Genomic DNA, 24,688 nt, shown 5'->3' with positions numbered 1-24,688 from the left:
CCACGGCCGCACAGCGGTCCACCCCTTCACGGGTTGGCCGCCCCGGTGACCGCCGGGCCGCCGGGGCGGCCCCGGCCGGGAGTACGGTGGAGACACCGAGAGCATGCCGTGCACCGCCTCCGACACCGGTGCCGTTCTCGGGGATCGACGACGCCGGGTCGGCCTTCGCCCGGACCCGGGGCAGGGTTGCTCATGCCCGCGCACGCGTTCCTCCCGACGACCTTGGCCCTTCCCGCCCTCCAACCCGCACGGGGAAGGCCGCGCACGCTCCGGCCGGACTCGGCGAAGGCGGAGCGCCGCTCCTCGCCCGAGGTGGCGGAACGCGTCCGCCCGCTGACCCGTGGTCAGGTCGCGGACCGTCTGCAGGAGCTGGGTGACCTGTACGCGGAGACCTCCGGTGGCGACGCGTGGGCGTGGAACCAGGCGCGGGCGACTTTCCTACGGCGTCTCGCGGCCGACGCACGACGACCGGGGTTCTCGCTGCTGATCGCGGAGACCACGGCCCTGGCCGGATACGCCTACGGGTTCCCCGCGGCCGACGCAGGTCCGTGGTGGGCCGGGTTCGGCGGACCCCTCAGAGGGAGCCTGCTTCGCCGCGCCGCCTCCGGTGGGCTCTTCGTCGTCTCCGGAATCGTGGTGCCGCCTCGCGTGCGCCGGGAGTACAGGGACCAGGTCTGGAACCTCGCCCGGCGCCTGCAGCGGCGACTGCTCGCCGACCACGGTGCCGCGCTCGGCGTCGCGCTGGTGGACGCCCGGGATGCCAGGACGGTCGAAACCATGCGGTCCTGGGGCTGGCGGAACGCAGGAGACGACACCCTCCCGGCCGTACCGCCCGGCCCCTTCCGCGTTCTGGTACTGGCTCCGGGGACTTGAGCAGCCACCCCGTCGTGGATCACGCCTGGGCCCCGGTCAGGGCAGGCGCAGGGCGAGAAGGGCGATGTCGTCGGTGCTGCCGGGCGGCATCCGGGCCGCCAGTTGATCACACAGCGTGTCCAGCGGCTCGTGGGCGAGCGTGAGGGCGTGGCGGCGCAGTCGGCCGAGCCCGGTGTCCAAGTCGCTGCCGGGGGACTCGATCAGGCCGTCGGTGTAGAGCAGGAGTGTGGACCCCGGCGGCAGGGCGTGGGCGGCGCTCGGCCGACGGCTGCTGCCGCCCAGGTCGGTCCCGAGGATCAGTCCCTGCCCGGCTTCGAGGTACTGCGCGTTCCCGTCGGGGGTCAGCAGCAGGGGCGGCGGGTGCCCGGCACTGGTCCAACGCAGTGTCCAGGGGCCGGTGTCCGGGCCCTCCACCCGGGCGAGGACGAGGGTGGCCATCGGCACGGTCGTGATGGCGTGCATGGCGTCATCGAGGCGGTCCACGACCGCACCGGTCGGCCCGGTATGGTCCCAGGCGAGGGAGCGCAGGATGCCGTGCAACTGCGCCATGCCGGCCGCGGCGGTCAGATCGTGGCCGACCACGTCGCCGATGACCAGGGCGAGCGTGGCGTCCCTCAGCGTGAACGCGTCGTACCAGTCGCCGCCGACCTGCGAGCCGGCCGGAGCGGGCTGGTACCGGGCCGCCAGCTGGATCCGACCGTGCTCGGGCAACGGGGGGAGGAGGTTGCGTTGCATGGCCTCGGCGACCGCGCGCTGCTGGCCGAACCGGCGGGCGTTGTCGATGACCAGGCCGACCCGGCGGCCGATGTCGCTCACCACCTCCAGATCGCCGGTGTCGAAGGGCCGTGCCGCGTCGACGCGCACCAGGGTCAGGGCACCGGTGACCTGCAGTCCGCTCCCCAGCGGCACCGTGATGACGGAGGCCGCGCCGGTTGCTCTGAGGAAGGCGCCGTGGACGGCGGCCAGCGGGGAGTCGGACGGTGCGTCCGGGTCCGCCCGGTCCTGCAGGACGGGACCGCCTCCGTTCAGCACCTGGACCAGGGGTGGGCACGCCTCCCCGGCCGGGGGCAGATGACCTCGCCAGTCCTCCTGCCGGGCATCACGGCCCTCGGGGCCGGTCACCGCCACTCGGTGGACCTGACGGGATCCGACCCGCAGGTCCACCGCGGCCCAGTCGGCGAGGCGGGGAACCAGGAGCCGGCTCAACCGGGCGAGAGCCTCGTCGACTTCCAGGGTCTGACCGAGCACGTCGGTGATCTCCGCGACGAGCGTCAACCGCTCGGCGAGGTTCTCCAGAGCGCTCGTACGAGCGGCTCGTTCCGCCTGTTCCCCCCGCTCCGACCGCTCCAGACGTTCCGCCCGCTCCGCGAGTTCCGCACGAGCACGGTGGTCCGCCGCGGTCTCGACGATCAGCACGACCATGCCGGGGGAGACGCCGGAGACGTCGTCGTCCGTCAGAGGCGTGGCCGACCAGGAGATCGGGATCAGCCGCCCGTCACCCCGCAGGCACCTGTCGTCGTCCCCGCGTGCCGAACGCCCCTCGGCCAGTGCCCGCAGCAGCGGGCAGTGCTCTCGCGGGACGAGGGCGCCTCCCGGGTCCCGATGGCACAGGTCATGCAGGTCCTGCCCGTACACCACCGCTGCCGGGCGGCCCAGCAGCCGCTCGGCGGCCGGGTTGACCGCGACGATCCGCCCAGCCGGGTCGATCACGGCAACGGCCGTGCCCAGCTGCTCCACCACCTGCTGCCACAGACCTGGCGCCACCGCCGACAGCCGCCTCTCGTGCTCTCCGCCGGACCTCAAGCCCTCGACCGCGCCGCCGTCCTTGCCGCACGAACCGCACCGCGGCCCGGGGCCCCAGGCCACCGGGCCGCAGAGACGTCGGTGCCCCGATGGTCCCTCGCCGAGTACCCGGCCGCACGGCCGACACGACAGCGCCTCCGAGGCAACGCGGTACGACCACTCCGGCCGGGCCTGTCACTGCCGGTACGGATCGCACCGGCCGTCGCGGTCCGCGCTGCGCCATAGGCGTGTCCGCCACAGCTTCCCATGGCGGAAGGCCAGATGGCCCTCGGTGGCCGACCACCGGACCCGACACCAAGGCCCATGGCTCCGACCTTGGCCTACGACGCGGGTCTGCGCCACTCAGTCGATCCAAGCCCTTCCCCAACGTCTCGGCTGCGCTTGGGCAGGGCAGACCCCCCTGTCGGTGTGCTCGACCTGGACCTCGCCGCCACAGTGACCATCTCGCCGCCGCCGACCACGACACCGCCGCGTCCACTCCCCTTCGACCAACGCGAAGTCCCGGCTGCTGCAGGGGACGCACTCGTCACGCGTGGGGAGGGGCCGGCCGTCGGACGGTTCGGCGGTCCGTTGATGCTGCCCGCCGATGTCCCCGACCCCTGGTACCCCCTGCTCGCCACCCTCGACTGCGCAGCCCTGCCCGAGGAGGTGACGGGCCTTCCCCTGCCGATCGACGGTCACGGTGGTGTACGTCCCTGCCGGGAGGCCCGTCGAGGAGCGGACGACGAAGTACCCCTGCGTCTACGGCGAGGAGGGGGACCAATCCGCCGATGCCGACATGCTCCGCGTCTACGAGCAGTTCCCCCAGGGTGATCTGCGTCTGTCGGCCGACGTCTCCCTGCCGCACCACTTCCTGGTCTCGTCCTGGGAGCCCGGCCGGGAGGACGTTTCGCTCCCCGGTCATCCCCGAGCCCGGGAACTGACCGAGGCATGGGCGGGCACGTGCGGTGGCATCGTCGTGGACGGCCCGCTGCACATCGGCGAGTACGCCTTCCACGGCGCACGAGTGAGCCGACGCCGTGGAACTGCCCGCTCCCGGGGACTGGACGTTGCTCGCCCAGTGGGACATCGGTCTCACCGGGCGGGAGCCGATGCGTCGTCCGCCTCGCCAAGGCGCTGCCGGGCGACGCGGCACGCGGTTGACTCGAACGCCAACTCGCCTTTATCGAAAGAATGTTGCGATAGTCTCCACGCTGACCGACGTCAGTCGCGCACATCGCACATGTCACGCGAGAGACCGGGATTCCCATGTCTGTCCCTCACCACAGCCGGTCCAGCGCGCTCGCCTACGCGGCGGCCGGCATGGAGCCCCCGCCTCCGGTCCCACTCAAGAAGACCGACCCCACCCGGGTCGGCCCGTATGCCCTGATGTCGGTGCTCGGCAGCGGGGGGATGGGCCGGGTCTATCTGGGCCGGGACACCACCGGCGGGTCGGGCCTTGCGGCGGTCAAGGTGATCCGGCCCGAATACGTGGAGGACCCCCAGTTCCGGAAGCGTTTCGAGCGGGAGGTCGGCGCACTGGACCGCGTCCAGGGGGCGCACGTCGTGCGGCTGCTGGCCAGCGGCTGCGACGAGGACCTGGCGTGGGTGGCCACCGAGTACGTCCCCGGGCCCACCCTCGCCGAAGTCGTCGACGCGCGGGGGCCGATCGACGCGCCGGCCGCCTGGCGGCTGCTGGCCGACATGGGGCGTGCGGTCGAGGCCATCTGGCGCGCGGGGATCGTCCACCGCGACCTCAAGCCGTCCAATGTGATCCTGGCGTCCGACGGCGCCCGCGTCATCGACTTCGGTGTCGTCCAGGCCACCGACGGCACCTCGATCACCGTCACCGGCCAGAACGTGGGAACGCCCGCCTTCATGTCCCCGGAGCAGGTCAGGGGCAAGGAGGTGACCGCGGCTTCCGACATCTTCGCGCTGGCCTCCGCCCTCGCCTACGCCGTCACGGGGCAGGCGCCGTTCGGCGAGGGCACCGGTGTCGACGTCCTGCACCGGGTCGCCTTCGAACCGCCGAAGGAAGAGGTCCTCGACAAGGTCAGGGCCGTCGACACGGAACTGGCCGCGTTCATCCGCATCTGCCTGGACAAGGAACCCGAATCGCGCCCTTCACCGGACACGGTGTTCCGGACCGCCATCGGGCACCAGTTCCCCGCGCCGACCGAGCGGCCGTCACGTGCCGCGCCGGAAAAGGCCCCCCTCTTCGACGGACGACCCGCCGCCGCCCCCGCGCCACCCTCGGACCCTCCCGTCGGCTCCGCCGCCTCCGACTCCCCTGCCACCCCAGCTCCCGGGCGCCGCAGGAAGCTGGTCGTGGGCGCAGCCGCCACGGTGGGTGTCGCGGTCGCCGCGGCCGTCACCGTGGCACTGCTGCCACAGAGCCACTCCTCCACGACGGCCGCTCCCCGGCCGGATACGTCGGCGACCGGGGCCGTCAACCGCGCCTCCACGCCCGGCAGCTCACCGAAGGCGCCGACATCCTCCCCGTCGCAGGCGGACCAGGCGGCGAAACAGTCGCCGAGTGCGGCGGCAACGAAGGCCCCCACCACGCAGAGTTCCGGGACACCGGACCTCCGCACCGCCGCGTGCCGCGCCGAGCTCGCGTCGGGAGCGACCGGCGCCTGCGTCAAGGCCCTGCAACTCCTCCTCGACGACCATGGCCTCTACGTTCCGGTCAGCGGGGACTTCGACGCCGCGACCGTCGCCTCGGTCAGGGCCTTCCAGACCGAGGCCGGCCTCACCGTCGACGGCAAGGTCGACGCGCAGACCAAAAAGCTCCTGTACGCCCTGCCCCGCGGAACCGTCCGGGCCGGCTCGGTCACCGTGACCGAGAGCGTCAACGCCGCCTCGGTCGCCCGGTGTCTCGACAACCGCGGCTCGGACGTCCAGGTGTGGGGGTGCAACGGCACGGACGCCCAGAAGTGGGCCCTGTACCGCGTGGCCGGCCAGGGCTCCCAGTACCGCGTCGTCAATCGGGGCAGCCATCTCTGCCTGGACGCCGACGCCGGCACGACCGGCCGGAACGGCCAGGAGATACAGGCCACGAGCTGCGACGGGCTGAGCGCCCAGACGTGGCAGCTGGGCGGCGGCGGAACGCTGGTCAGCGTCCCGGACGGCTTCTGTCTGGACGCCGACGCCCCCACCTCCGGACAGGACGGTCAGCCGGTACAGGGCTGGGCATGCGCGGGCAGCGTCAACCAGGTGTGGCACTGGTCCTGACGGCTCTGCCGAGGGGTGGACACGACGTCTCCCCACAGTGCTGACCACCCTGCCCCGCGGTTCACCACGTGTGCCTTCGGGGCCCGGCAGCCGGCCGTCGACTGCGCCTTCGCCCCCGGCGGCGCCGAGCAGGCCCTCGCCCGCATGACCGCCCACCACCGGCACCCGGCGTTGCCGCTCAACCGAACGCGGCCAGGGAGACCGGCTGCCACTGGCGCCAGGTGCTCAAGCGCTCCTCGTAGAGAGCGGCGACGTCGGTGAAGGACTTGCCGAGGAAGACCCTCAGTGGGGGCCGCTCCGCATCGACGATCCGAAGAATCGCTTCGCGGGTCGCGCGCGGGTCGCCCACCTCGAAATCCGGTGCGGTGGCCGCGCGGACTTCGGTGTAGTCCTGGAATGGCTCACTGTGCCGTGCCCCGCGGGCCAGCCAGTCGGTGGCATAGGGGCCGGGCTCGACGTTGGTGATGTGGATGCCGAAGGCCGCCACTTCCTGCGCCAGGGACTCCGACAGCCCCTCAAGAGCCCATTTGGAGGCGTGGTAGGCGCCGATGCCGGGAAATGCGCGTACGCCTCCCTCGCTGGTCACCTGCAGAATCCTTCCCGAGCGTTGCGACCGCATAAGGGGCAGCACAGCCTGTGTGACCCACACCGCGCCGAAGAAGTTGGTCTCCAGCTGAGCCCGGAGGTCCTCCTCGTGCACCTCCTCGACCATGCCGAAATGCCCGTAGCCGGCGTTGTTGACCGCGATGTCCAGCGAACCGAAACGCGAGTGGGCGAGCCGCACTGCCTCATGCACCGCGGCGCGGTCGGTGACGTCGAGCCGGACCGGCAGTACCGCATCCCCGTACCGCTCGACCAGAGGGGTCAGCCGGCTGACGTCCCGAGCCGTCGCCGCGACGTGATCGCCGCGTTCGAGCGCCGCTTCCGTCCACTCGCGGCCGAACCCCCTCGAACTGCCCGTGATGAACCACGTCTTCGCCATGACCGGTACTCCCTGCGTGTGGCTTGCCTGCTGTTGCCACTCCATCGTGTTGCCGATACAGGTATTCCACCAGCGAAGGTCTGCCATAGAAGACATGCGATGTCGGAATGTGTCAGGGTGACGGCATGGCCGACTTCACCCTCACCGGTCTCCGTGTCATCCAGGCAGTGGTCGACACCGGATCGTTCACCGCCGCGGCCGACGCACTCGGATACACGCAGTCAGCGGTGTCCCGTCAGGTGGCGGCGATGGAAGCCGCCGCGGGCGCGGCGCTGTTCGTCCGGGGCGCCCGCGGGGTGGCTCCGTCTCCCGCGGGCATGATCCTCGCCCGCCGAGCCGCGACGGCCCTCAACGAGATCGACGCCGTCGGCACGGACCTCGCCGGGCTGCAGGACCACGTCACCGGACGAGTCTCCCTCGCGGCGTTCCCCTCGGCCGCCGCCGTGCTCGTCCCCAGGACACTGGCCCGCCTCGGCAACGACCACCCGGGGCTGATCGTCGAGTTCGGCGAGGCGTCCTCGCCCACGCAGCTTCGCCAACTCCGCGCCCACCGCATCGACATCGCGGTGATCGGCATGGGACCGGACCTGCCCGCCTACGATGTCGAGGGCCTGCGCCGCGACCTGCTCCTCGACGGCGGCCTTCTCCTCGCCGTCCCCGCCGACCACCGGTTCGCCGGGCGCGGAACCATCCCGGTGACCGAGCTGAGGGACGAACCCTGGATCGTCGGCAAGGGCCTGCGGGACGATCCCCAGTTCGGCGCCTGGCCGACCCTCGACCACCCGCGGATCGCCTACGCCGCCCGCGAATGGCCCACTCGACTCGGCCTTGTCGCCGCCGGTCTCGGCATCGCCGTACTCCCCGAAGTGGCCGCGGCCGCGGTCCCCACCGCAGTCCGCACCGTCCAGGTCGACGACCCCGCCTGGCTCGGCCGGGCCGTCGTCGCCGTCACGGTCCGCGACCGGTCCCCCGAGGTGACGGCCACCGTGGGGGCACTGCGCCACGAGGCCGCACAGCTTCGTGCGCGCCATGACGCTCACTCCTGAGAGGAGTGAGCGGTCTTGTGCAGCAGGTGCCTGTCCAGGGCGGTAAGCGCCCTCTTATAGCGGCCTCGACCGCTCGTCCGCACCGTCTGGCAGTTGGGCCCCAGGTCAGTCGCGGCCGTCGCCGGATTGCGGGGCCGGGGCGCTCCATCCGTTTTCGAGGAGGTCGAACGCCGCGTCGACGGCTCGTTCGGGGTCGTCGGCGCGCTGGGCGAGTGCGGAGGTCTCCAGAGCGAAGCGGGCCAGGGCGGCGCTGCGCAGATCGTCGGGTGCGACGCCGAGGTCTTGGGCGATGGCGCGGGCGAGGGCGTCCTGGTGGCGCATCCACATGCGGTGGGCGTAGTCGCTGAGGGCCGGGGTGGTCTTCACCAGGTTGAGGAAGTCGGCGTAACGGGCGTCGGAGCCGGCCCTGATACGGACGCGCTTGACGTGCGCACACAGGGCCTGGGGGACGGTCGTGCCGGGCGCGCGTTCGCCGACGGCGGCGACGAGGCCGGCTTCCTGGTCGGCCTCCTCGTCGAAGACGAGCGCCTCCTTGCCGGGGAAGTGCTTGAGCAGCGTGGTGGTGGACACGTCGGCGGCCTCGGCGATCTCGTGCAGGGTCACCGCGTCGTAGCCGCGTTCGATGAAGAGATTCAGGGCGGCGTCGGCGAGCGCCTGGCGTGTGGCGGCCTTCTTGCGCTCGCGCCGTCCTACCGGTGTCGTCATGCTCCCATCGTACATAAAGGTGTCTCGCTAAAAAAGTTGTACCGTTGCACTTATTTGGTGGTCGTGCTTTTGTGGAGCAGTCGGACCGGGACCCGCCCGTGCCGACTCCTGCCCGCACACTCCGAGTTGGAGAACGACCATGAACCGCTCCACGACCCGCATCGCCGTCATCGGCGCCGGACCCGGCGGCCTGACCTGCGCCCGCATCCTCCAGCACCACGGCATCGACGTCGCGGTCCACGACTCGGACGCCTCCGCGACCGCCCGCGACCAGGGCGGCACCCTCGACATGCACCCCGACACCGGACAGCACGCCCTGCGCGCCGGCGGCCTGTGGCCCGGCTTCACCGCCCTGGCCCGCCCCGAGGGCGAGCGGATGCGCCTGGTCACCCGCGACGGCCGCGTCCTGTTCGACGCCGCCCCGCCCCAGGACGGCCAGGGCAATCCCGAGATCGACCGCGGTCAGCTCCGCGACCTCCTGCTCGGCTCCCTCACCCCCGGCACCGTCCGCTGGGGCCACAAACTGGAGCGCGCCGAACCGCTCGGCGACGGCCGCCACCGTCTGCACTTCGCCCACGGCCACAGCACCGAGACCGACCTCGTCGTCGGTGCCGACGGCGCCTGGTCCCGCGTACGGCGCATGCTGACGGACGCGGTCCCGCTCTACACCGGCGTCACCTTCGTCGAGACCGGCCTGAACGACGTCGACAGCCGCCACCCGGCACTGGCCGCGCTGACCGGCAACGGCACCATGATGGCCCTCGACGACAACCTCGGCTTCATAGCCCAGCGCAACAGCGGCGGCCACATCCGCGTCTACGTCGGCATGCGCACCCCCCAGGACTGGCACCGGCAGGCCGGCGTCGACCTCACCGACCCCGCCGCCGTGCGCGACGGCCTCCTGCACCGGTTCGCCGGCTGGAGCCCCGCCCTGCGCGGCTTCATCACCGACACCGACACCGGCTACACCAACCGCCCCCTGTTCGCCCTGCCCGTCCCCCACACCTGGGAACCCAGCCCCGGCGTCACCCTGCTGGGCGACGCCGCCCACCTGATGTCCCCCTTCTCCGGCATGGGCGCCAACCTCGCCATGCGCGACGGCGCCGACCTCGCCCAGGCCCTCACCGAACACGCCACCATCGATGACGCCGTCACCGCCTACGAGAAGATCCTCATCCCCCGCTCCGTCGAAGCGGCCGAGGGCGCCGCCGAAGGCATCGACGGCGCCTTCGCCCCCGACAGCGCCGAGCAGACCCTCGCCCACCTGACCGCCCGCCGATGAGGCTCACTGAAACCGGGTCCGGTCGGCATTTCGTGACGGTCACGGTCTGCGGCGTTGGTCAGGGTGCTTGTTGGTGCCCGGGTTGGCAGGGGGCGCGCTGCGGCGCTTGCAACCCGCCCCGCTCGCTGTGACCCAGCTCTCATTTTCTCCGTGCAGCAGATGAAGAGGCTTCCCCGTTGAGGAGGGGTGACAGGAAGGGAGGAGCGTGTGGATCTGGCAACCGAATGGAAGCTGGGCGCCGAGCGCGGCGGGACCGAGTCGCTGGACATGGACTTTCCCGCTTTCGTCGCCGCCCGGTCCGCCGCCCTGTTCCGTGGCGCCCTCGTCTTGACGGGAAACCGCGAAGCCGCGGAAGACCTGCTCCAGGAAACCCTGGAACGGACCTGCCGCAAGTGGCGCACGATCGCCGCCAAGGACGCCCCCGACGCCTATGTGCGGCGGATCATGGTGAATCTGGCGAACGACCGCTGGCGAAGATTCCGCCGCACGACCCCGCACCCCGACAGCGGCGGCGACCGCGCTGCTCCGGGGGACGAGTACGGGCAGATAGACAGCAGGGACCAGCTCGTTCGCGCTCTTCAGCAGTTGCCGATGCGTATGCGCACGGTCGTGGTCCTGCGGTACTTCCACGATCTGTCGGATGCGGAGATCGCGGCCGATCTGAAGATCTCGGCGAGTACCGTACGGTCCCAGCTCGCTCGTGGGATCGAGAAGCTGAGAAGCCAGTTCCCCGCGCTCTCCGGCCCTTCACCGCAGCGGCCCACGGAAGGAAACCGATGACTTCACACGATGCACGGCCTTCCGGCCGTACCGGTTACACATCCTTCGAAGAGGAACTGGTGAACGCCATGAACGAATTCGCTAACTCCGCCGACGCGCCGTCCGTCGACACCGTCGGCATCGTGCGCAAGACCCGTCGCAAGCGCGTCACGGCCATAGCGGGTCTCGCCGCCGCCCTGATCGTCGCTGGTGGCGGCACCGCCCTGGCCACCGCCGCCGCCAACGGCTCCCACGCCGCGAAGCCCGCCGCCGCGACCACCACCAGCACCGGCAACGACGCCACCAACGTGCTGTTGAAGGGCAGCAAGTTCCCGCTGGAGTTCGCGGGCCTCGACCTGGACTTCGCCAAGCAACTGCTGCTGAAGGGCCAGCTCAAGCTCGGCACGGTCAGCAAGGTGGACTGCGGCAAGAACGGCAAGCCGGGCTCGGTCCACTCGGTCGACCCGCACAGCCCGAAGACCGTGTCCATCGGCGCCACCATCAACCTGACCCTCTGCGCAGGCTGATCCAAGACACCCGTCCGTTCTCGCTCTGATCGTGGGAGATCTCCGGAGATCTCCCACCGCTTGGCAGGTCCTTGCCCAGCTCGTACGCGGCGAACAGATGCCCCGCGCGGGTTCCTGGTCCGCGTCACTTCGGTGGCCGCCACGGTCCGTAAGGCACGGGCCGCTGCCGCGCATAGGGCGCCCGACAGGCCTTCTGGCACGAATCCGGCACGCAACAACTGATCCCCATGGACAGCAAAAAGGCCCGGGTCACTGACCTGAGCCTTCTCCATGGAGCGGGTGACGAGGTGGTTGCTGTACGGCCCTGCTGTACAGCGGCCGGGGCCCGAGGCACTCTCTCCTGCCATACTGCTGGGCGCTGCTGCAATTCGGCAGCCGTTGAGTGCCGTCCCTGGACATCGTGGGCCGCATTACGAGTGCTTCGGACACGCACGGCCGGCCGCGATCCACGACTCGCTCGATCTCGATCGCAGCGACCCGAGTGCGCGCCAGCCATAAAAAATGCCCGGCTTCTGGGCGGCATCCAGTGGGACCTGCGGAAACTTGCGCAGGTGTGCCGTACAACCCTGAAGGGGCCCCAGGGGTCTTGTGGGCATCCTGTCTTCCTAGTGGGGGTTGCATCACTGTGCGTGTGCGCAGCATTTCGGCCGTAACAGCGCTCGCGGTCACTCTCGGTTCTGTCGCCCTGATCGGGTCGGCGGCGGGCTCTGCTGTCGCCGACAGCAGTGCCGCGCTGCCCATCACGTCCAGCGGCGACATCATCGTGGACGGCGTCCACCAGCGGGTCTTCATCAGTGACCCGTCGGGAGGCAAGGTCGTCGCCACCGACTACGACGGCACCGTCATCGGGACGATCACCTCGCTGCCGCAGGCCGACGGCCTGGAGCTCTCCGCCGACTCGGCAACGGTCTACGTCGCCGTGCCGGGAGCCGATGAGATCGTGGCCATCGACACGGCGACGCTCACCGAGGCCGGGCGGTACGCGACGGGTGACGGCACAGATCCGCAGCACCTGGCGCTCGCCGGCGGCAAGCTCTGGTTCGGCTATGGCAGCGTCGGCCACGGCAACATCGGCTCTCTCGACCTGTCCGGCGGGCAGCCGCAGGTTTCCCTCGCCCAGGAGGCCGAGGGGACGTGGAAGGACGCCCCCCTGCTGGACTCGGCACCCGGCGCTCCCGACACCCTGGCGGCCGGCTCGCGCCAGTACTACTTCACCCTCGGCATCTACGACGTGTCGTCCGGCACGGCCGACCGGACCGCGTTCCTCGGCGGGCAGGACGCCGCCATCGGCAACACCGCGGAGGACCTGGCGCTCACCCCGGACGGCACGGAACTCGTGGTGGCCACCTCGGCAGGCGACTTCCAGCCGGTCTTCCGGACCTCGGACCTGTCGCAGACCATCAGGTATCCGAGCGGCTACTCGGCACAACGGTCGGTGGATGTCGCGCCGGACGGTCTCGTCGCGGTGGGCACGGACACCTACGCCAACTTCACCCCCCAGGTATCCATCTACAAGCCGGGCGGCACGACCCCGAGGCGGACCGCCGACTTCACCGACGAACAGGGTGGAGTCGCCCAAGAGGCCCTGCTCGACCACGGCGACCTCGCCTTCGCACCCGACAGCAGCCGGCTCTTCGCGGTCACACACGGTCTCTCCAACAAGTACCGCCTGCGCGTCGTCACCGACCCCGCCAAGGCCGTCACCACCGTCACGGTGAACGCCCCGGAGACCGCCGCCCGAGCCAAGTCGCTGACCGTCTCCGGCCAGGTCACGAACACGCTCGGGCTGCCCACGGGTGCCACTGTCGCGGTGATCCGGACGGACCTGGAGTCACCGAACGGCAAGGCACTCCCCGCCGCGACGGTGAAGGCGGACGGGACCTTCTCCTTCACCGACATCCCGCCCGCGGGCAGCAAGGTCACGTACAAGGTCTCCTATGCCGGCGACGCCGATCGCACGGCTGCCTCCGCCTCCGACACTGTCGAGGTCTCCCGGAACGCGGCGACCCTGACCGTGAACAAGAACGGCGCCGTCTACGACTACGCCAGTAACGTGACGTTCACCGCCCACCTCGGCACGACGTACAAGAACCGGACGCTCTCGCTCTACGCGGACACCGCGGGCGACGGCAAGGGCAAGTACCTGGTCAAGACCGGCACGGTCAACAGCGGTGGCAACCTGTCGGTGACCTTGTCCCTGAAGCGCGACACCACGGTGAGCGCGTCCTTCTCCGGCGACGCGCGGACCGCCCCGAAGACGGCCACGAGCCGGGTGGGCGCGAAGGTCAAGGTGTCGCTGAGCCTGAGCCGCTACTACAAGACGGCCAAGGTCAACGGGCACACCAAGTACTACTTCCGGAAGAAGACCGACCCGCTTCTCACGACCACGATGACGGCCTACCCCGGCCGCGCGCAGAAGCTGGAGTTCCAGATCTACTCCGCCGGGGCCTGGCGGTCGGCGGGGTACGACTACTTCAAGCTCGGCTCCACGGGCAAGTCAGTGGTGGAACTGCGTGGCACGCACCAGACCGGCTACTCGATGCGCGTCCGGTCGTCCTACATCGACAACTCCTCGAACGACACCGTGAACTCGACCACGCACGGCTCCTGGAAGTACTTCACCTTCACCAACTGAGGCCGCTCAAGGACACGATGGCGCGAGCCGGCTACTCCTTGGAGCGGGCCGCGCTGAATCCTCGGTTCAAGGTCGGCTCGTCTCGTCAGCCCCGACGGGCAGCGGTGCCGGCACGCGTTCGTGACGCCGAAACAGGCCAGTCGCAGCAGGGCACCGCCCCGCCTGGGCAACCGCCCATGGTCAGGACACGACGGAGCGCTGGGGCACGGTGCCCGCCTCGGTCGGCGTGGAGCGGGTGGTGTACTGCGGTACGGGGGCGTCGTCGCGGCCGGTGTCGCGCACCAGTCCGTACCGTTCGCGGTCGGCGGAGTGCGGGGCCGGGGGACTGGCGATGTCGTCGGCTGTCTCCTGCCAGGAGGAGGGCAGGACGTCGAGGTTGTAGTCGGCCTGGGTTTCGTTGAGGTGGAGTGTGACGCTGCCGTCGAGGTAGTAGTACTCGTTCTGCCACATCTGCTGGGCTCCCGGCGGCAGGACGATCAGTCCTTGCTGCCGGTTGCCCATCCAGGTGCCGCCGGCGGTCGCGCCCGGCTGACGGTCGTCCATGCGGTGGCCGCCGCCCGAGGCCACGTGGAACAGCCTTCCCCGCAGTCCGGTCCACGAGGGCATGGTCAGCAGCCCGGGGCGCAGCCCGTACATCACGTCCCAGTGGACGGTGAAGTAGCCCTTCCCGCGCAGTACCACCGTGTCCCCGCGGTGGACGAGCTGGTAGCCGTCCAGGTGTCTCTTCAGCCCCGTCATCGTCACCGTGGTCTGCGGGCGGTGGGGCAGTGCGGCGGGCGGCCGGTCCGGCGGTGGCGCGCTGTCCACGGTGTCGACCACGGACCCGTACCGCGGCCGGGGCGAGGGATGCGGGACGGCCGAGCCCAGTACCGGTGCCGGCCGTGACGGTGATGCGGATGCGGATGCGGATGCGGATGCGGTGGGCGAGGGCGCGGGTGCCGGGCGGCCGGAAGCCGTCGGGGCGGTGGCCGGACGCGCCGACGGGCTGGGCCATGGGGCCGCGTACACGAGCACGCCACCGCCCACGGCGAGCAGCGCACTCGCCGCCACCACGGCCTTCGCGGTGAGGCTGGTCCCTGCGGTCCCCGCGGTCCCCGCAGCCGCGGAACCCGCGCTGCCTGAAGTGGCCGTGGTGCCGGCATGGCCGGTCGCCGCCGCGTGCGTTCCCGCGGACAGCCACGGGCGCCAGGCCAGCAGTGCCGCCGGCACGGGCAGGAGGGCCAGGGGTGCCAGCAGTCCTTCCGGGGCCAGCATGCCTTCCTCGTGGCGCACGCACCGCGGGCACTGCCGCACATGGCGGCCGAGGCGTTTGCGCCACAGGCCGCTGGGGGCCCCGTCCCAGTCCAGGGTCAGCCCGGTCAGTTCCCCGCAGACGGGCCTGGCCGCGAGGGCTCGGACGATGACGCGGGAGGTGTGCAGGCGCTCCTTCATGCGTTGCACCCGTACAGCCGCTTGATGGCCGGTCATGTCCAGAGCGGAGGCGAGCTCGGCCCGGGCGAGCCGGCCGGCCGTCTCCAGCCACCACAGTGACAGCAGTTCCCGGTCGTCCTCGTCGAGCCAACGGGTCGCGCGCACGGACTCCTCGCGTTGCCCGGACAGCCGCAGGTTGAGGATGACCTCCTCGGCGAAGTCGGCGGCCGGGTCGGGCCGGTGCTCAGCCGCGTCGAACGCCGCTCCCGTCGTCTCCCTCCTGCCGCGCCTGCGGATGTGGTCGCGGACCTCGTTCACGGTGATGGTGATCACCCAGGACCGGAACGCCTCCGGGCGCTCCAGTCCCCCGACGCCGCGCAGGATGCGCATCATCGTCTCCTGGACGATGTCGTCGACGTCGTCGCGGTACGGGTGCGCACGCGCCGCGACGCTGTAGACCAGCGGAAGCGTCCGGGAGCTGAGCTCTTCCAGGGCGCCGCGATCGCCGGCCCGAGCCGCGGTTATCACGTCGGCCGCGGGCGCGGCATGCCTTGGCATCGGGTCTCCCTTCGACCTGACGCGGGTACGAGGCCCCGCTCGCGCCGACCGAGCCGGGTTGCGGAGGTCCTCGGGCACATCGCTCGGCCAGATCGCCGTCGGTATCACACACACCGTGGCAGCGAAGTCATCGTAAGGGGTGAGCGCCGACGGCCATGGGCGGGCCGGTGGAATCCGTGGCGGCCGGGGATCAGCGGGAGTGACGCGGGGACGTACGCGGACGCGAGCGGACGCGCACGAAGACGAAGACCGCGGCGACGCCTGCGAGAACGACGCCCGCCAGTCCTGTGACGCCCCACAGAGAGCCCAAGTTGTTGCCGGTATCTGCCATGGTGCCGGTGGAGGCGCCCAGGGGGGTGGCCGCTCGGCCGGTCCGGGCGGGGGAGGGTGCCGGTGCGCTCGCGGCGGAGGACGGGTGTGCGGTCTTGGTGGACGGGAGAGCGGTCAGCACGGTGTGGGCGCCGGCCCGGCTGACGGAGAAGCGCATCCCGCCGACGGCGAGACCCTTACCGGAGACTGTTGCGGTCGTCGAACCGACGGTCATCTCAGGGGAGTTCCGGGGAAGAAGGATCTTCGCGCCCGCGACGACCCGCAGCCTGCGCAGGGTCGTGTCGCGTGCCTTGCTGAGATCCAGGACGGCCGAGGAACTGGTCAGAGCGACCGCGCTGGATGTCCGCAGAGAGGTCCCGGAGACGATCAGGCTGCCTTTGGCCACGGTGGTGGCGCCGGTGTAGGCGGCGCTGGTGACGGTGGTGGCGGCGGCTCCGTTCTGCGTCACCGATCCGGCACCGGTCACCGCCGGGAGGGAGACGGGTGTCCTGGTGTTGCGGATCACGAGTGAACCGTTGTCGATCACTTTGTCGAGGGCTCCGCCGGTGTGGAGGCGCCCGTCGCCGCCCGTGGTCCCGGAGCCGAGACGGAGGGTCGCCTTCCTGTCGATGGTGGTGGATCCGTCGTAGTACTGCGCTGCTGCGAAGGTCACGTCGTTGCCGCTGGTGCCGGCGATGACGACGTCCCCGGCGCCGGGAGCGCCGAGGGTGTCGTGATACATGCCGCCGCCGATGGGCGCGCCCAGGGTCACCGGTCCGTTGTAGTCGAAGGTGAGCCGGGAGCGCTGCCGTCTGGCGTGCAGGTTGATGTAGACCGTCTGCGCCGTGCCGGGCATGAAGATCCGGTGCGTGGTCCCGTCGCCCCACTGGACGTCGGCGCCCTCGATGTTGGTGCCGCGCTTGTTCAGGTTGTGGGCCACGGGCCGCCAGTTCAGTCCGGGGTCGCTCAGCGACGGCGCCGCCCCGTCGCCGCTGTCACTCCAGCTGTAGACGCCGGTGAGGATCACCTTGCTGCCCGGGCGGGAGTGCACATTGACGTCGTTGCCGTACTCGTGGCTGTAGAAGTTCTGCCGCTCTACGACAGTGTGGTAGAGCGGGGTGTCGATGATCCATGAGCCGCGGTTGACGACGGAGCGGGCGTTGGGCAGGTCGGCGGCACAGGTGGTGCTCGCGAAGTTGACGCCCGTGCCGTTGTCGAAGATGCCCGAGAACGGGTTGGTGCCGCAGATCTGGAGCGTTCCCCACATGTTCCGGGGCTGGGTGACCAGGCCGGAGCCGCTGATGACACCCAGGTTGAACAGCCGGGTCAGCGACAGACGCAGTGTGCCGTCCACCCGGATGTTGTCCTGGTTCTGCTGGTAACCGGGCGTGTTGTACGGGAAGGACCCGATCAGACCGGTCGTACCGCCGGTGCCGTACTGGAGGGTCGCCCCAGCGTCCACGGTGACCGCGGGCTCGTCGGGACTGCCGACCACGACGTACGGGTGGTTGCCGCCCGGGATCTGGACCCTCTGATGCTGCCGGGAGTGCGGCAGGGTGAAGGTGCTGTCCTTGGCGAGGACCAGCGTGCCGGTGCCGGACACGCGAAGGGCTCCTTCACCGCTGATCACACCGGTGTACGTGTGGGTTCCCTGCGGGACGCGCACGACCGCGTCACCGGTCAGGACGACATCACGGTTCGCCAGGACGGCCGAGGTGATGTCGCCGTCCGCGGCGACCGCGCTGCCCACCGCAACCACCGGTGTGACGGCTCCCGCGAGGAGAGCCGACGCCAGGACAAGGTGCCAAGATCGATTCATCGAGTCAGGGTGCTTCCTGAAGTGCTGGTGATCCTTACGGACGTGTAGACCGGTGGCCGGCCACCGGGATCTCAGAAACCCGGAGAAGTTCCCCGATCCGGTGCCGTGCACCGGTCGCCGAGAAAACAGCGTCGGGGCGGCAACCTTCTCGTCCTCTGCGGCAACTGGAAGTCGGAAGCCGAGTCGAACTACCGGATGGACGGGCATGAGGGCAACGAAACACACCGCGCCGCGGCCGTGGCGCAGCCGCGGACTGGTCCGGCAGTGACCAGCCCGCCGGTCAGCCTTCACCGCCCCGCAACCGAGCACGACCGCCGTTCGAATCCCGGGCTGGGCCCTGTTAAGCTGCGCCCCCGTTGTTTGAATGAGCAACCAACGCACACCTCATTGCCAGGAGAGGGCGACCTGGGGATGGTCCTCGATGACGCGTCCGCGGAGTTCCACGAATTCTTCGAACGCCACTATGCCGAACTCGCCCGTCTGGCACACCTGCTGACGGGCGAGAGTGACGCGGCGGACGACCTCGCGGCGGATGCCCTGGTCGCCCTGTGGCAGCGCTGGGACCGGTTGCGGCAGGCCGACCACCCGCTCGCCTACGCCCGCGGTGTGGTGGCCAACCTGGCGCGTGGACGGATCCGCAGCGCGGTGCGCGAGCGACGCCGGATCGCGCTGTTCTGGTCCCGCAGCCCCGAGAAGGTGGAGGGGCCGGACATGGCGGCCGTGCTGGACGTCCGCGCGGCGCTCGCCCGGCTGCCGTTCCGCAAGCGGGCCTGCGTGGTGCTGCGGCACGCCTTCGACCTGTCGGAGAAGGACACGGCGGTGGCGCTGGGCATATCGGTCGGCACGGTGAAGAGCCAGACCTCGAAGGGAATGGCCGAGCTGGAAAGGATACTGGGCGCACGAGCGGCCGGGGACCTGGTAGCAGGGAGGAGGAACCGGTGAACGAGGAGATCGCCCGTCAGCTGCGCGAGGCCGCCGAGGCCCACCGGCCCGACCACGCGAGGATGCTGGCCCGGGTGCAACGCGGCATGGCCGGTCCCGCCGTCCGTCACCGCGCGCGGCCGTTCGCGAGGTCCGGGACCAGGGTCGCGCTCGCCGGACTCGCCGCCACCGGCATTCTGGCGACCGGCAGCCTCGCCGTGGCCGCCATCGTCGTGCACTCGTCGCCGTCGGCCACCGTGACCACGCCTGCCACCCCGTCCCCGACCGTCAGTTCCCCGCACCCGACATCGGCCCGCCCCACCCCCGTCGCGCCGGTCCCGGCCACCACCCCGGGCAGCTCGCGCCCGACTCCGCCGACCGCCAGTCCATCACCATCCGCCGGCGAGAGCCAGAACGGACCGTTGTGGTCGGCCGGCTCGGTGGATCCGCAGAGCACCGTCTACTGGACGCAGAGCAACCTCGTCCTCAAGACGACCCAGCCGCTCACCTCGCTCACGGTCGAGATCCGGATCGTGCAGACCGGCGGGGTGAAGAACACCGGCACCTGGCAGACCCTGCCGAGTGATGACTTCACCGTCACCACCCAGGAGGCCGGCGGCACGCTGGTCTACCGCTGGGTCCTCAAGCCGGGCCTGACGGTGCCGGCCGGGAGTCATGAGTTCGCCGCCCAGTTCAACAACGGCACCGGTGTGCGCAGTGCCGCGGGCGACGGCTACCGCGTCGACGCGCGGGGTTCTGGCGGCTCCGCGTCGGTCCGGGGAGGGTTCGTCCCGGCCCGGTGAACGCCGCTGTGCGGCAAGGCGACGAGCCTCCTTGCCGTACAGCTCGATGGTCGAGCAGACCTCGGTGAGGCGCTCCCGGTCGCCCCGGGTGCCCAGGCGCACCGGTGCACCGGTGCACCCGTGCGGACCGGCAGGTCGTTGGGGAAGGTGACGGCGGCCGTGAAAACTCTTCCCTCGATCGCGGCAACCTTTCTGTGATTGGCGGCGACTGCCAGGAAACAGGGGGCCGAGACCAAGGTCCACTTCGCCAGAAGGACAAGCCGTTGCCAGAGCAGAACCCCTCTCATCGCCGCCGTCCGGCAACCCGCCGCCTGATCGTCGCCGCCGTGGTGCTCGCCGCCGTGGGTGCTGCCGTACCGCTGGTCGCCCAGGCCGCATTGACGCCGAACGCCGGCACGCCGACCGTGCTCGCTGATGCGGCGGCCGGCAGCGGCCGCTACTTCGGCACGGCCGTGTCCTCGGGCAGGCTGGGTGACTCGACGTACTCCACGATTCTCGACCGGGAGTTCAACATGATCACCCCGGAGAACGAGATGAAGTGGGACACCACCGAACCCTCGCGCGGCAGCTTCAACTTCGGGCCCGCCGACCAGATCGTCGGCCACGCCACCGCCCACGGCCAGCGCATGCGCGGCCACACCCTGGTGTGGCACTCCCAACTGCCCGGCTGGGTCAAGTCCATCACCGACGCCAACACCCTGCGCAGTGTGATGGACAACCACATCACCCAGGAGATGACCCACTACAAGGGCAAGATCTACTCCTGGGACGTGGTCAACGAGGCGTTCTCCGACGACGGCAGCGGCCGGCACCGCAGCTCGGTCTTCCAGGACGTGCTGGGCAACGGCTTCATCGAGGAAGCCTTCCGCACGGCCCGGGCCGCCGACCCCGCGGCCAAGCTCTGCTACAACGACTACAACATCGAGAACTGGTCCGACGCCAAGACCCAGGGCGTCTACAACATGGTCAAGGACTTCAAGTCGCGCGGCGTGCCCATCGACTGCGTCGGCTTCCAGAGCCACTTCGGCACCGGCGGCCCACCGGCCAGCTTCCAGACCACCCTGTCCAACTTCGCCGCGCTCGGCGTGGACGTCCAGATCACCGAGCTCGACATCGCCCAGGCGTCCGCCACCGCGTACGCCAACACCGTCCAGGACTGCCTCAACGTCGCCCGCTGCACCGGCATCACCGTGTGGGGCATCCGCGACAGCGACTCCTGGCGCACCGGCGAGAACCCGCTGCTGTTCGACAACAACGGCAACAAGAAGCCCGCCTACGACGCGGTACTCACCACCCTGGGCGGCGCCGGCCGCACCACGTCGGGCGGCGACATCGCCTCCGGCACTGTCTACACGCTCTCCGACGTGGCTGCCGGACGTGTTCTCGACGAGCCCGCCGGCCAGATCGGCAACGGCACCCCGCTCCAGGTGTGGGACGCAAGCGGCGCCGCCAACCAGCAGTGGCGGGCCACCAAGAACGGCGACGGCTCCTACACGCTGACCAACGTCGCCAGCGGCCGGGTCCTGGACGAGCCGGGCCACCAGACCGCCAACGGCACGAAGCTGCTGGTCTGGGACTCCAACGGCGGCGCCAACCAGCACTGGAAGGCCGCCCGGAACAGCGACGGCTCCTACACCCTGACCAACGTCGCCAGCGGCCGAGTCCTGGAGACCCCCGGCGGCCAGACCGCCAACGGCACCACCGTCCAGATCTGGGACTCCAACGGCGGCGCCAACCAGCACTGGAACTTCAGGTCGTCCACGTCCGCGTCCACGTCCGCGTCCACGCCGACGCCGGTATCGACATCGACGGGCGGCACCTGCGCTCTTCCGTCGACCTACCGGTGGTCCTCGACGGGTGCGCTGGCGCAGCCGGCGAACGGGTGGACGTCGGTGAAGGACTTCACCGACGTGGTGTACAACGGCAAGCACCTGGTCTACGCGTCGAACGTGTCGGGATCGTCGTACGGCTCGATGATGTTCAAGCCCTTCACGAACTGGTCGGACATGGCGTCGGCCGGCCAGACCGGGATGAGCCAGGCCGCGGTGGCGCCCACACTGTTCTACTTCGCGCCCAAGAACATCTGGGTGCTGGCCTCCCAGTGGGGCGCGTCGCCCTTCGTCTACCGCACGTCGACCGACCCCACCAACCCCAATGGCTGGTCCGCGCCGCAGCCGCTGTTCACCGGCAGCATCCCCCGCACCGAATCCGCCACCGGCCCGATCGACCAGACCCTGATCGCCGACGACAAGAACATGTACCTGTTCTTCGCCGGCGACAACGGCAAGATCTACCGGGCGAGCATGCCGATCGGGAACTTCCCGGGCAGCTTCGGCTCGTCGTACACGACGGTCATGAGCGACACGGTCAAGAACCTGTTCGAGGCACCGCAGGTCTACAAGGTCCAGGGCCAGAACCAGTACCTCATGATCGTCGAGGCGCGGGGTGCGAACGAGCAGCGCTACTTCCGCTCCTTCACGGCCTCCAGCCTGAGCGGTTCCTGGAGCCCGCAGGCCGCCACCGAAAGCAACCCCTTCGCCGGCAAGGCCAACAGCGGCGCCACCTGGACCAACGACATCAGCCACGGTGACCTGGTCCGCAACAACCCCGACCAGACCATGACCATCGACCCCTGCAACCTGCAGTTCCTCTACCAGGGCAAGTCCCCCACCGCGACCGGCCCCTACGACCAGCTGCCGTGGCGGCCGGGCGTCCTCACCCTGCAGCGCTGACCGCTGCTCACCGCCTCGTCGAGGAACCCCAGCCGTGCGCCGGCTGGGGTTCCCGTCGTTCGGGGACCAGACGGAGGCTCGGCGAGGCTTGTCGGGCTGATGGGTGTGCTCCTGGTCCTGCGCGGCGTGGGCGCCGGCGTCCGGGCCGCATTCATTCACCTTCCGCCACAGCGACGCCTTCCTCGACCGGCACGGCCCGCACTCCCCCGGCCTCGCGGTCGACCTCGGCTTCCCCGCCGTCACCTGTCAGCACGATCATCCCCTTCGCCGAGCCCGACCAAGACGACGAAATGCGCCCCCATCGAAGAGATGGGGGCGCATTCGCCAGCTTCGCCTACTTAAGTGCTGTACCGCCCGAGTTGTGGTACGCGATCGTCTTGTTGATCAGGTTTCCGCCGTCGGACTCGACCGTGGTCTGTTCCTGCTGCCCTGGACCGAAGAACAGCCCGGCGACATGGGCGTTCGCCACCTGGTCCATGTGCCCGAAGAACCAGTCCACCTTGTCGTCCTTGTAATGGTTGAGGGTGTTGTTCTGCGCCATGTTGCCCACGGGGATCTGCCACAGGACCACCGGCTTGCCCACGGACTCGGCCATCGTCTTGTAGAACTGCAGCGCGGCGGCGGCCTTCTGGTCGTTCCAGAAGTGGTCACTGCCGCCGTGGGCCGGCTGTGCGTACCAGCCTGCGTCGCGGTCCGACACGTCGGTGACCAGGAAGTCGGCGTTCTGTGCCCCGAGGCTCGCGTAGTCCTTGACGCATTTCTGGGTGTCGTTCTGCCAGTCCCAGCAGGTGAGGTGGAGCCCCGCGGCGGTGTTCGGCGCGTACTTGTGGGCCATCGAGATCAGGCAGCGGGAGAGTCCGGCGGCGCTGTTCTCCTGTGATCCGCAATCCTTCGGATTCGCGGCCGAGACCTGCGCGGCAACCTTGTGCGGATCGCCGAGCGACCGGACGTAGCCCCAGAAGTCGGGCTCGATGTCGATCGCGTCGTGCGACGTGCCGATCTTCTGGAGGAAGAAACGGTAGTCGTTCAGGTACCGGGTGAGCAGGTCGACCCGGTTGATGGCCTTGACCTCACCCGGACCGTCGCCCTCGCCCGCCGCATCGCCGAGGTCGCGCAACGAGTACCAGGTCCAGAGCATCTTCTGCGGACGCGCGCTGCCCTTGTACGTCGCCTGGGCCGCCACGCTGTCCCGCCAGGTCACGTAAGTGCCGGGCGCCGTGGTGCTGCCGTTCCAGCAGCCCCACCAGTTCGACCACCCGTCCTTGCACTTCGCTGCCGTGTAGTAGTCCGACGAGGGCGCGGGCTGGCTGTGCACATAGGCGTAGCGCGCGTCGAACGGCGCGGCGTTCGCCGAGGCGTCGGTCATCGAGCCGCCGATGATCACCTTGTCACTGCCCAGGAAACGCTTCGCCGAGCTGCCGCCACCGGCCACGGGAGACGGCGTTGACGACGGCGTCGACGACGGCGTGGACGACGAGTGAGAGCTGCTCGGAGCCGGGCTGGTGGGAACGCTGCTGCTCGGCGCGGAGGGCGTACCGGAGCTGCCGACACTCCCGGCCGGGACGAGTTGCCACTGCTGATCGGCGCCGCCCCGGTCGCGGTTCTGGACGACGCCGCTCCCGTCGGCCTTGGCGGCGTTGTGGACATCGACGGCCATGCCACTGAAGCGATTGACCAGACGCACGTAGCCGTCCGGCGACTTGGCCAGTTTGAACTGCTGGTTGGTGCCGTTCAGGTCTTTCCACTGCACGATGGCGGAGCCGGCAGTCTTCGACCAGCCGAGGTCGTCCAGCACCTTGCCGGAGTTCCGGTTCTGCAGCCGGTAGTACCCGTCACCCGCGTCGATGAACCGCCACTGCTGGTTGGCCCCGCCGTGACGGCTCCACTGCACCACCGCCGCGCCGTCGTTCTTGGCGAAGGCGCGGTCGTCCAGCACCTTGCCGCTGTTGCGGTTGACCAGCACGTACCACTTCTTCAGATCCAGGGTCTTTGGCTGCGCCGAAGCCTGGCTGACCACGACAGCCGAGCCGGCCACGACCACCGTGGCGAGACCCGCCCACAGACCCCGACGCGCGAGCAACCGACGGCCACGGTGCTTCGGGCGATCACCGCGCGCGCCGCCGTCGGCACGGTGGCCGCCGGCGCGGGACGCCACCGATGACGTGGGTGGGCCGGGGACATGTCTGTGCTCTCGTTCCAGGGACACGCCTGAGCTCTCTTTCAACCGTTGCATCTGACCGGACCACTTGGCCGGACAACATTCAGTGGTCCGAGAGGCCGAAAAGGTTGCCGCGAAGAGCCACAGAATTTT

16 protein-coding genes are annotated in these 24,688 nt (G+C 70.2%); 10 read left to right on the top strand and 6 right to left on the bottom strand.

All coding sequences use genetic code 11. The features are described from left to right. The first annotated feature begins 192 nt into the window (after positions 1-192). A complete protein-coding gene (locus ACFZDK_RS12340; RefSeq protein ID WP_390971951.1) occupies positions 193-873 on the top strand; it encodes a hypothetical protein in 681 nt (226 codons plus the stop codon). 36 nt (positions 874-909) lie between these two features. Here ACFZDK_RS12340 and ACFZDK_RS12335 read toward each other — a convergent pair whose 3' ends face one another. Then, positions 910-2,637, bottom strand: a complete 1,728-nt coding sequence (locus ACFZDK_RS12335; protein ID WP_390971950.1) for a SpoIIE family protein phosphatase — start codon at positions 2,635-2,637, stop codon at positions 910-912. 1,287 nt (positions 2,638-3,924) lie between these two features. Between ACFZDK_RS12335 and ACFZDK_RS12330 the strand changes: the two genes are divergently transcribed. Continuing rightward, positions 3,925-5,889: a protein kinase gene (locus tag ACFZDK_RS12330; RefSeq protein ID WP_390971949.1), complete on the top strand. Its 1,965-nt coding sequence runs from the start codon at positions 3,925-3,927 to the stop codon at positions 5,887-5,889. A 178-nt stretch (positions 5,890-6,067) separates the two neighbouring features. Here the strand turns inward: ACFZDK_RS12330 and ACFZDK_RS12325 are convergent, their stop codons facing one another. Further along, positions 6,068-6,871, bottom strand: a complete 804-nt coding sequence (locus ACFZDK_RS12325) for an SDR family NAD(P)-dependent oxidoreductase (protein WP_390972507.1) — start codon at positions 6,869-6,871, stop codon at positions 6,068-6,070. A gap of 125 nt (positions 6,872-6,996) precedes the next feature. On the opposite strand from ACFZDK_RS12325, the gene ACFZDK_RS12320 reads away from it, so the two are divergent. Beyond that, entirely contained in the window at positions 6,997-7,917 is a 921-nt protein-coding gene (locus ACFZDK_RS12320; RefSeq protein WP_390971948.1) for a LysR substrate-binding domain-containing protein, read from the top strand. Between the two features lie 105 nt (positions 7,918-8,022). On the opposite strand, the gene ACFZDK_RS12315 is transcribed toward ACFZDK_RS12320, so the two are convergent. After that, positions 8,023-8,622, bottom strand: coding sequence for a TetR family transcriptional regulator (locus tag ACFZDK_RS12315; protein ID WP_390971947.1), 600 nt, complete (start codon positions 8,620-8,622; stop codon positions 8,023-8,025). Positions 8,623-8,761: 139 nt separating this feature from the next. Here ACFZDK_RS12315 and ACFZDK_RS12310 point away from each other — a divergent pair, with 139 nt between their 5' ends. From ACFZDK_RS12310 to ACFZDK_RS12295, 4 genes are all read left to right on the top strand, one after another. Continuing rightward, positions 8,762-9,904: an FAD-dependent monooxygenase gene (locus tag ACFZDK_RS12310; RefSeq protein WP_390971946.1), complete on the top strand. Its 1,143-nt coding sequence runs from the start codon at positions 8,762-8,764 to the stop codon at positions 9,902-9,904. A 207-nt stretch (positions 9,905-10,111) separates the two neighbouring features. Continuing rightward, the gene (locus ACFZDK_RS12305) at positions 10,112-10,684 is read left to right on the top strand and encodes a SigE family RNA polymerase sigma factor (RefSeq protein WP_390971945.1); all 573 of its coding nucleotides are present in this window, start codon (positions 10,112-10,114) and stop codon (positions 10,682-10,684) included. Between the two features lie 68 nt (positions 10,685-10,752). Further along, entirely contained in the window at positions 10,753-11,190 is a 438-nt protein-coding gene (locus ACFZDK_RS12300; RefSeq protein ID WP_390971944.1) for a hypothetical protein, read from the top strand. A gap of 631 nt (positions 11,191-11,821) precedes the next feature. Then, positions 11,822-13,825, top strand: a complete 2,004-nt coding sequence (locus tag ACFZDK_RS12295; RefSeq protein WP_390971943.1) for a YncE family protein — start codon at positions 11,822-11,824, stop codon at positions 13,823-13,825. Between the two features lie 180 nt (positions 13,826-14,005). Here the strand turns inward: ACFZDK_RS12295 and ACFZDK_RS12290 are convergent, their stop codons facing one another. Both ACFZDK_RS12290 and ACFZDK_RS12285 read right to left on the bottom strand, forming a co-directional pair. After that, positions 14,006-15,793, bottom strand: a complete 1,788-nt coding sequence (locus ACFZDK_RS12290; protein WP_390971942.1) for a sigma-70 family RNA polymerase sigma factor — start codon at positions 15,791-15,793, stop codon at positions 14,006-14,008. A 190-nt stretch (positions 15,794-15,983) separates the two neighbouring features. Continuing rightward, positions 15,984-17,921 (bottom strand): autotransporter, encoded by a 1,938-nt coding sequence (locus ACFZDK_RS12285; protein WP_390971941.1) that lies wholly within the window; start codon positions 17,919-17,921, stop codon positions 15,984-15,986. Positions 17,922-18,332: 411 nt separating this feature from the next. On the opposite strand from ACFZDK_RS12285, the gene ACFZDK_RS12280 reads away from it, so the two are divergent. The 3 genes from ACFZDK_RS12280 (at position 18,333) to ACFZDK_RS12270 (ending at position 22,377) form a co-directional block, all read left to right on the top strand. Continuing rightward, a complete protein-coding gene (locus tag ACFZDK_RS12280) occupies positions 18,333-18,863 on the top strand; it encodes a SigE family RNA polymerase sigma factor (protein ID WP_390971940.1) in 531 nt (176 codons plus the stop codon). Further along, positions 18,860-19,645 carry a hypothetical protein gene (locus ACFZDK_RS12275; protein WP_390971939.1) on the top strand — a complete coding sequence of 262 codons (786 nt, stop codon included), beginning with the start codon at positions 18,860-18,862 and terminating at the stop codon, positions 19,643-19,645. Before ACFZDK_RS12280 ends, ACFZDK_RS12275 begins: the two co-directional genes overlap by 4 nt. A gap of 311 nt (positions 19,646-19,956) precedes the next feature. Continuing rightward, complete coding sequence (locus tag ACFZDK_RS12270) at positions 19,957-22,377, top strand: non-reducing end alpha-L-arabinofuranosidase family hydrolase (RefSeq protein ID WP_390972506.1); 2,421 nt, start codon at positions 19,957-19,959, stop codon at positions 22,375-22,377. Between the two features lie 334 nt (positions 22,378-22,711). Here ACFZDK_RS12270 and ACFZDK_RS12265 read toward each other — a convergent pair whose 3' ends face one another. After that, positions 22,712-24,457, bottom strand: coding sequence for an RICIN domain-containing protein (locus ACFZDK_RS12265; protein ID WP_390971938.1), 1,746 nt, complete (start codon positions 24,455-24,457; stop codon positions 22,712-22,714). Positions 24,458-24,688: the final 231 nt, after the last annotated feature.

This window comes from Streptomyces sp. NPDC007901, assembly GCF_042959465.1.
GTDB lineage: Bacteria > Actinomycetota > Actinomycetes > Streptomycetales > Streptomycetaceae > Streptomyces.
The sequence above is the reverse complement of the archived record's forward strand: the minus strand, read 5'-3'. Positions and strand labels throughout refer to the sequence as shown.

What these genes read in the sequence shown, in the direction of transcription:
- ACFZDK_RS12340 (WP_390971951.1), top strand. Translation starts at nt 193, where the DNA reads ATGCCCGCGCACGCGTTCCTCCCGACGACCTTGGCCCTTCCCGCCCTC.
- ACFZDK_RS12330 (WP_390971949.1), top strand. Translation starts at nt 3,925, where the DNA reads ATGTCTGTCCCTCACCACAGCCGGTCCAGCGCGCTCGCCTACGCGGCG.
- ACFZDK_RS12325 (WP_390972507.1), bottom strand. Translation starts at nt 6,871, where the DNA reads ATGGCGAAGACGTGGTTCATCACGGGCAGTTCGAGGGGGTTCGGCCGC.
- ACFZDK_RS12320 (WP_390971948.1), top strand. Translation starts at nt 6,997, where the DNA reads ATGGCCGACTTCACCCTCACCGGTCTCCGTGTCATCCAGGCAGTGGTC.
- ACFZDK_RS12315 (WP_390971947.1), bottom strand. Translation starts at nt 8,622, where the DNA reads ATGACGACACCGGTAGGACGGCGCGAGCGCAAGAAGGCCGCCACACGC.
- ACFZDK_RS12310 (WP_390971946.1), top strand. Translation starts at nt 8,762, where the DNA reads ATGAACCGCTCCACGACCCGCATCGCCGTCATCGGCGCCGGACCCGGC.
- ACFZDK_RS12300 (WP_390971944.1), top strand. Translation starts at nt 10,753, where the DNA reads ATGAACGAATTCGCTAACTCCGCCGACGCGCCGTCCGTCGACACCGTC.
- ACFZDK_RS12290 (WP_390971942.1), bottom strand. Translation starts at nt 15,793, where the DNA reads ATGCCAAGGCATGCCGCGCCCGCGGCCGACGTGATAACCGCGGCTCGG.
- ACFZDK_RS12285 (WP_390971941.1), bottom strand. Translation starts at nt 17,921, where the DNA reads ATGAATCGATCTTGGCACCTTGTCCTGGCGTCGGCTCTCCTCGCGGGA.
- ACFZDK_RS12280 (WP_390971940.1), top strand. Translation starts at nt 18,333, where the DNA reads ATGGTCCTCGATGACGCGTCCGCGGAGTTCCACGAATTCTTCGAACGC.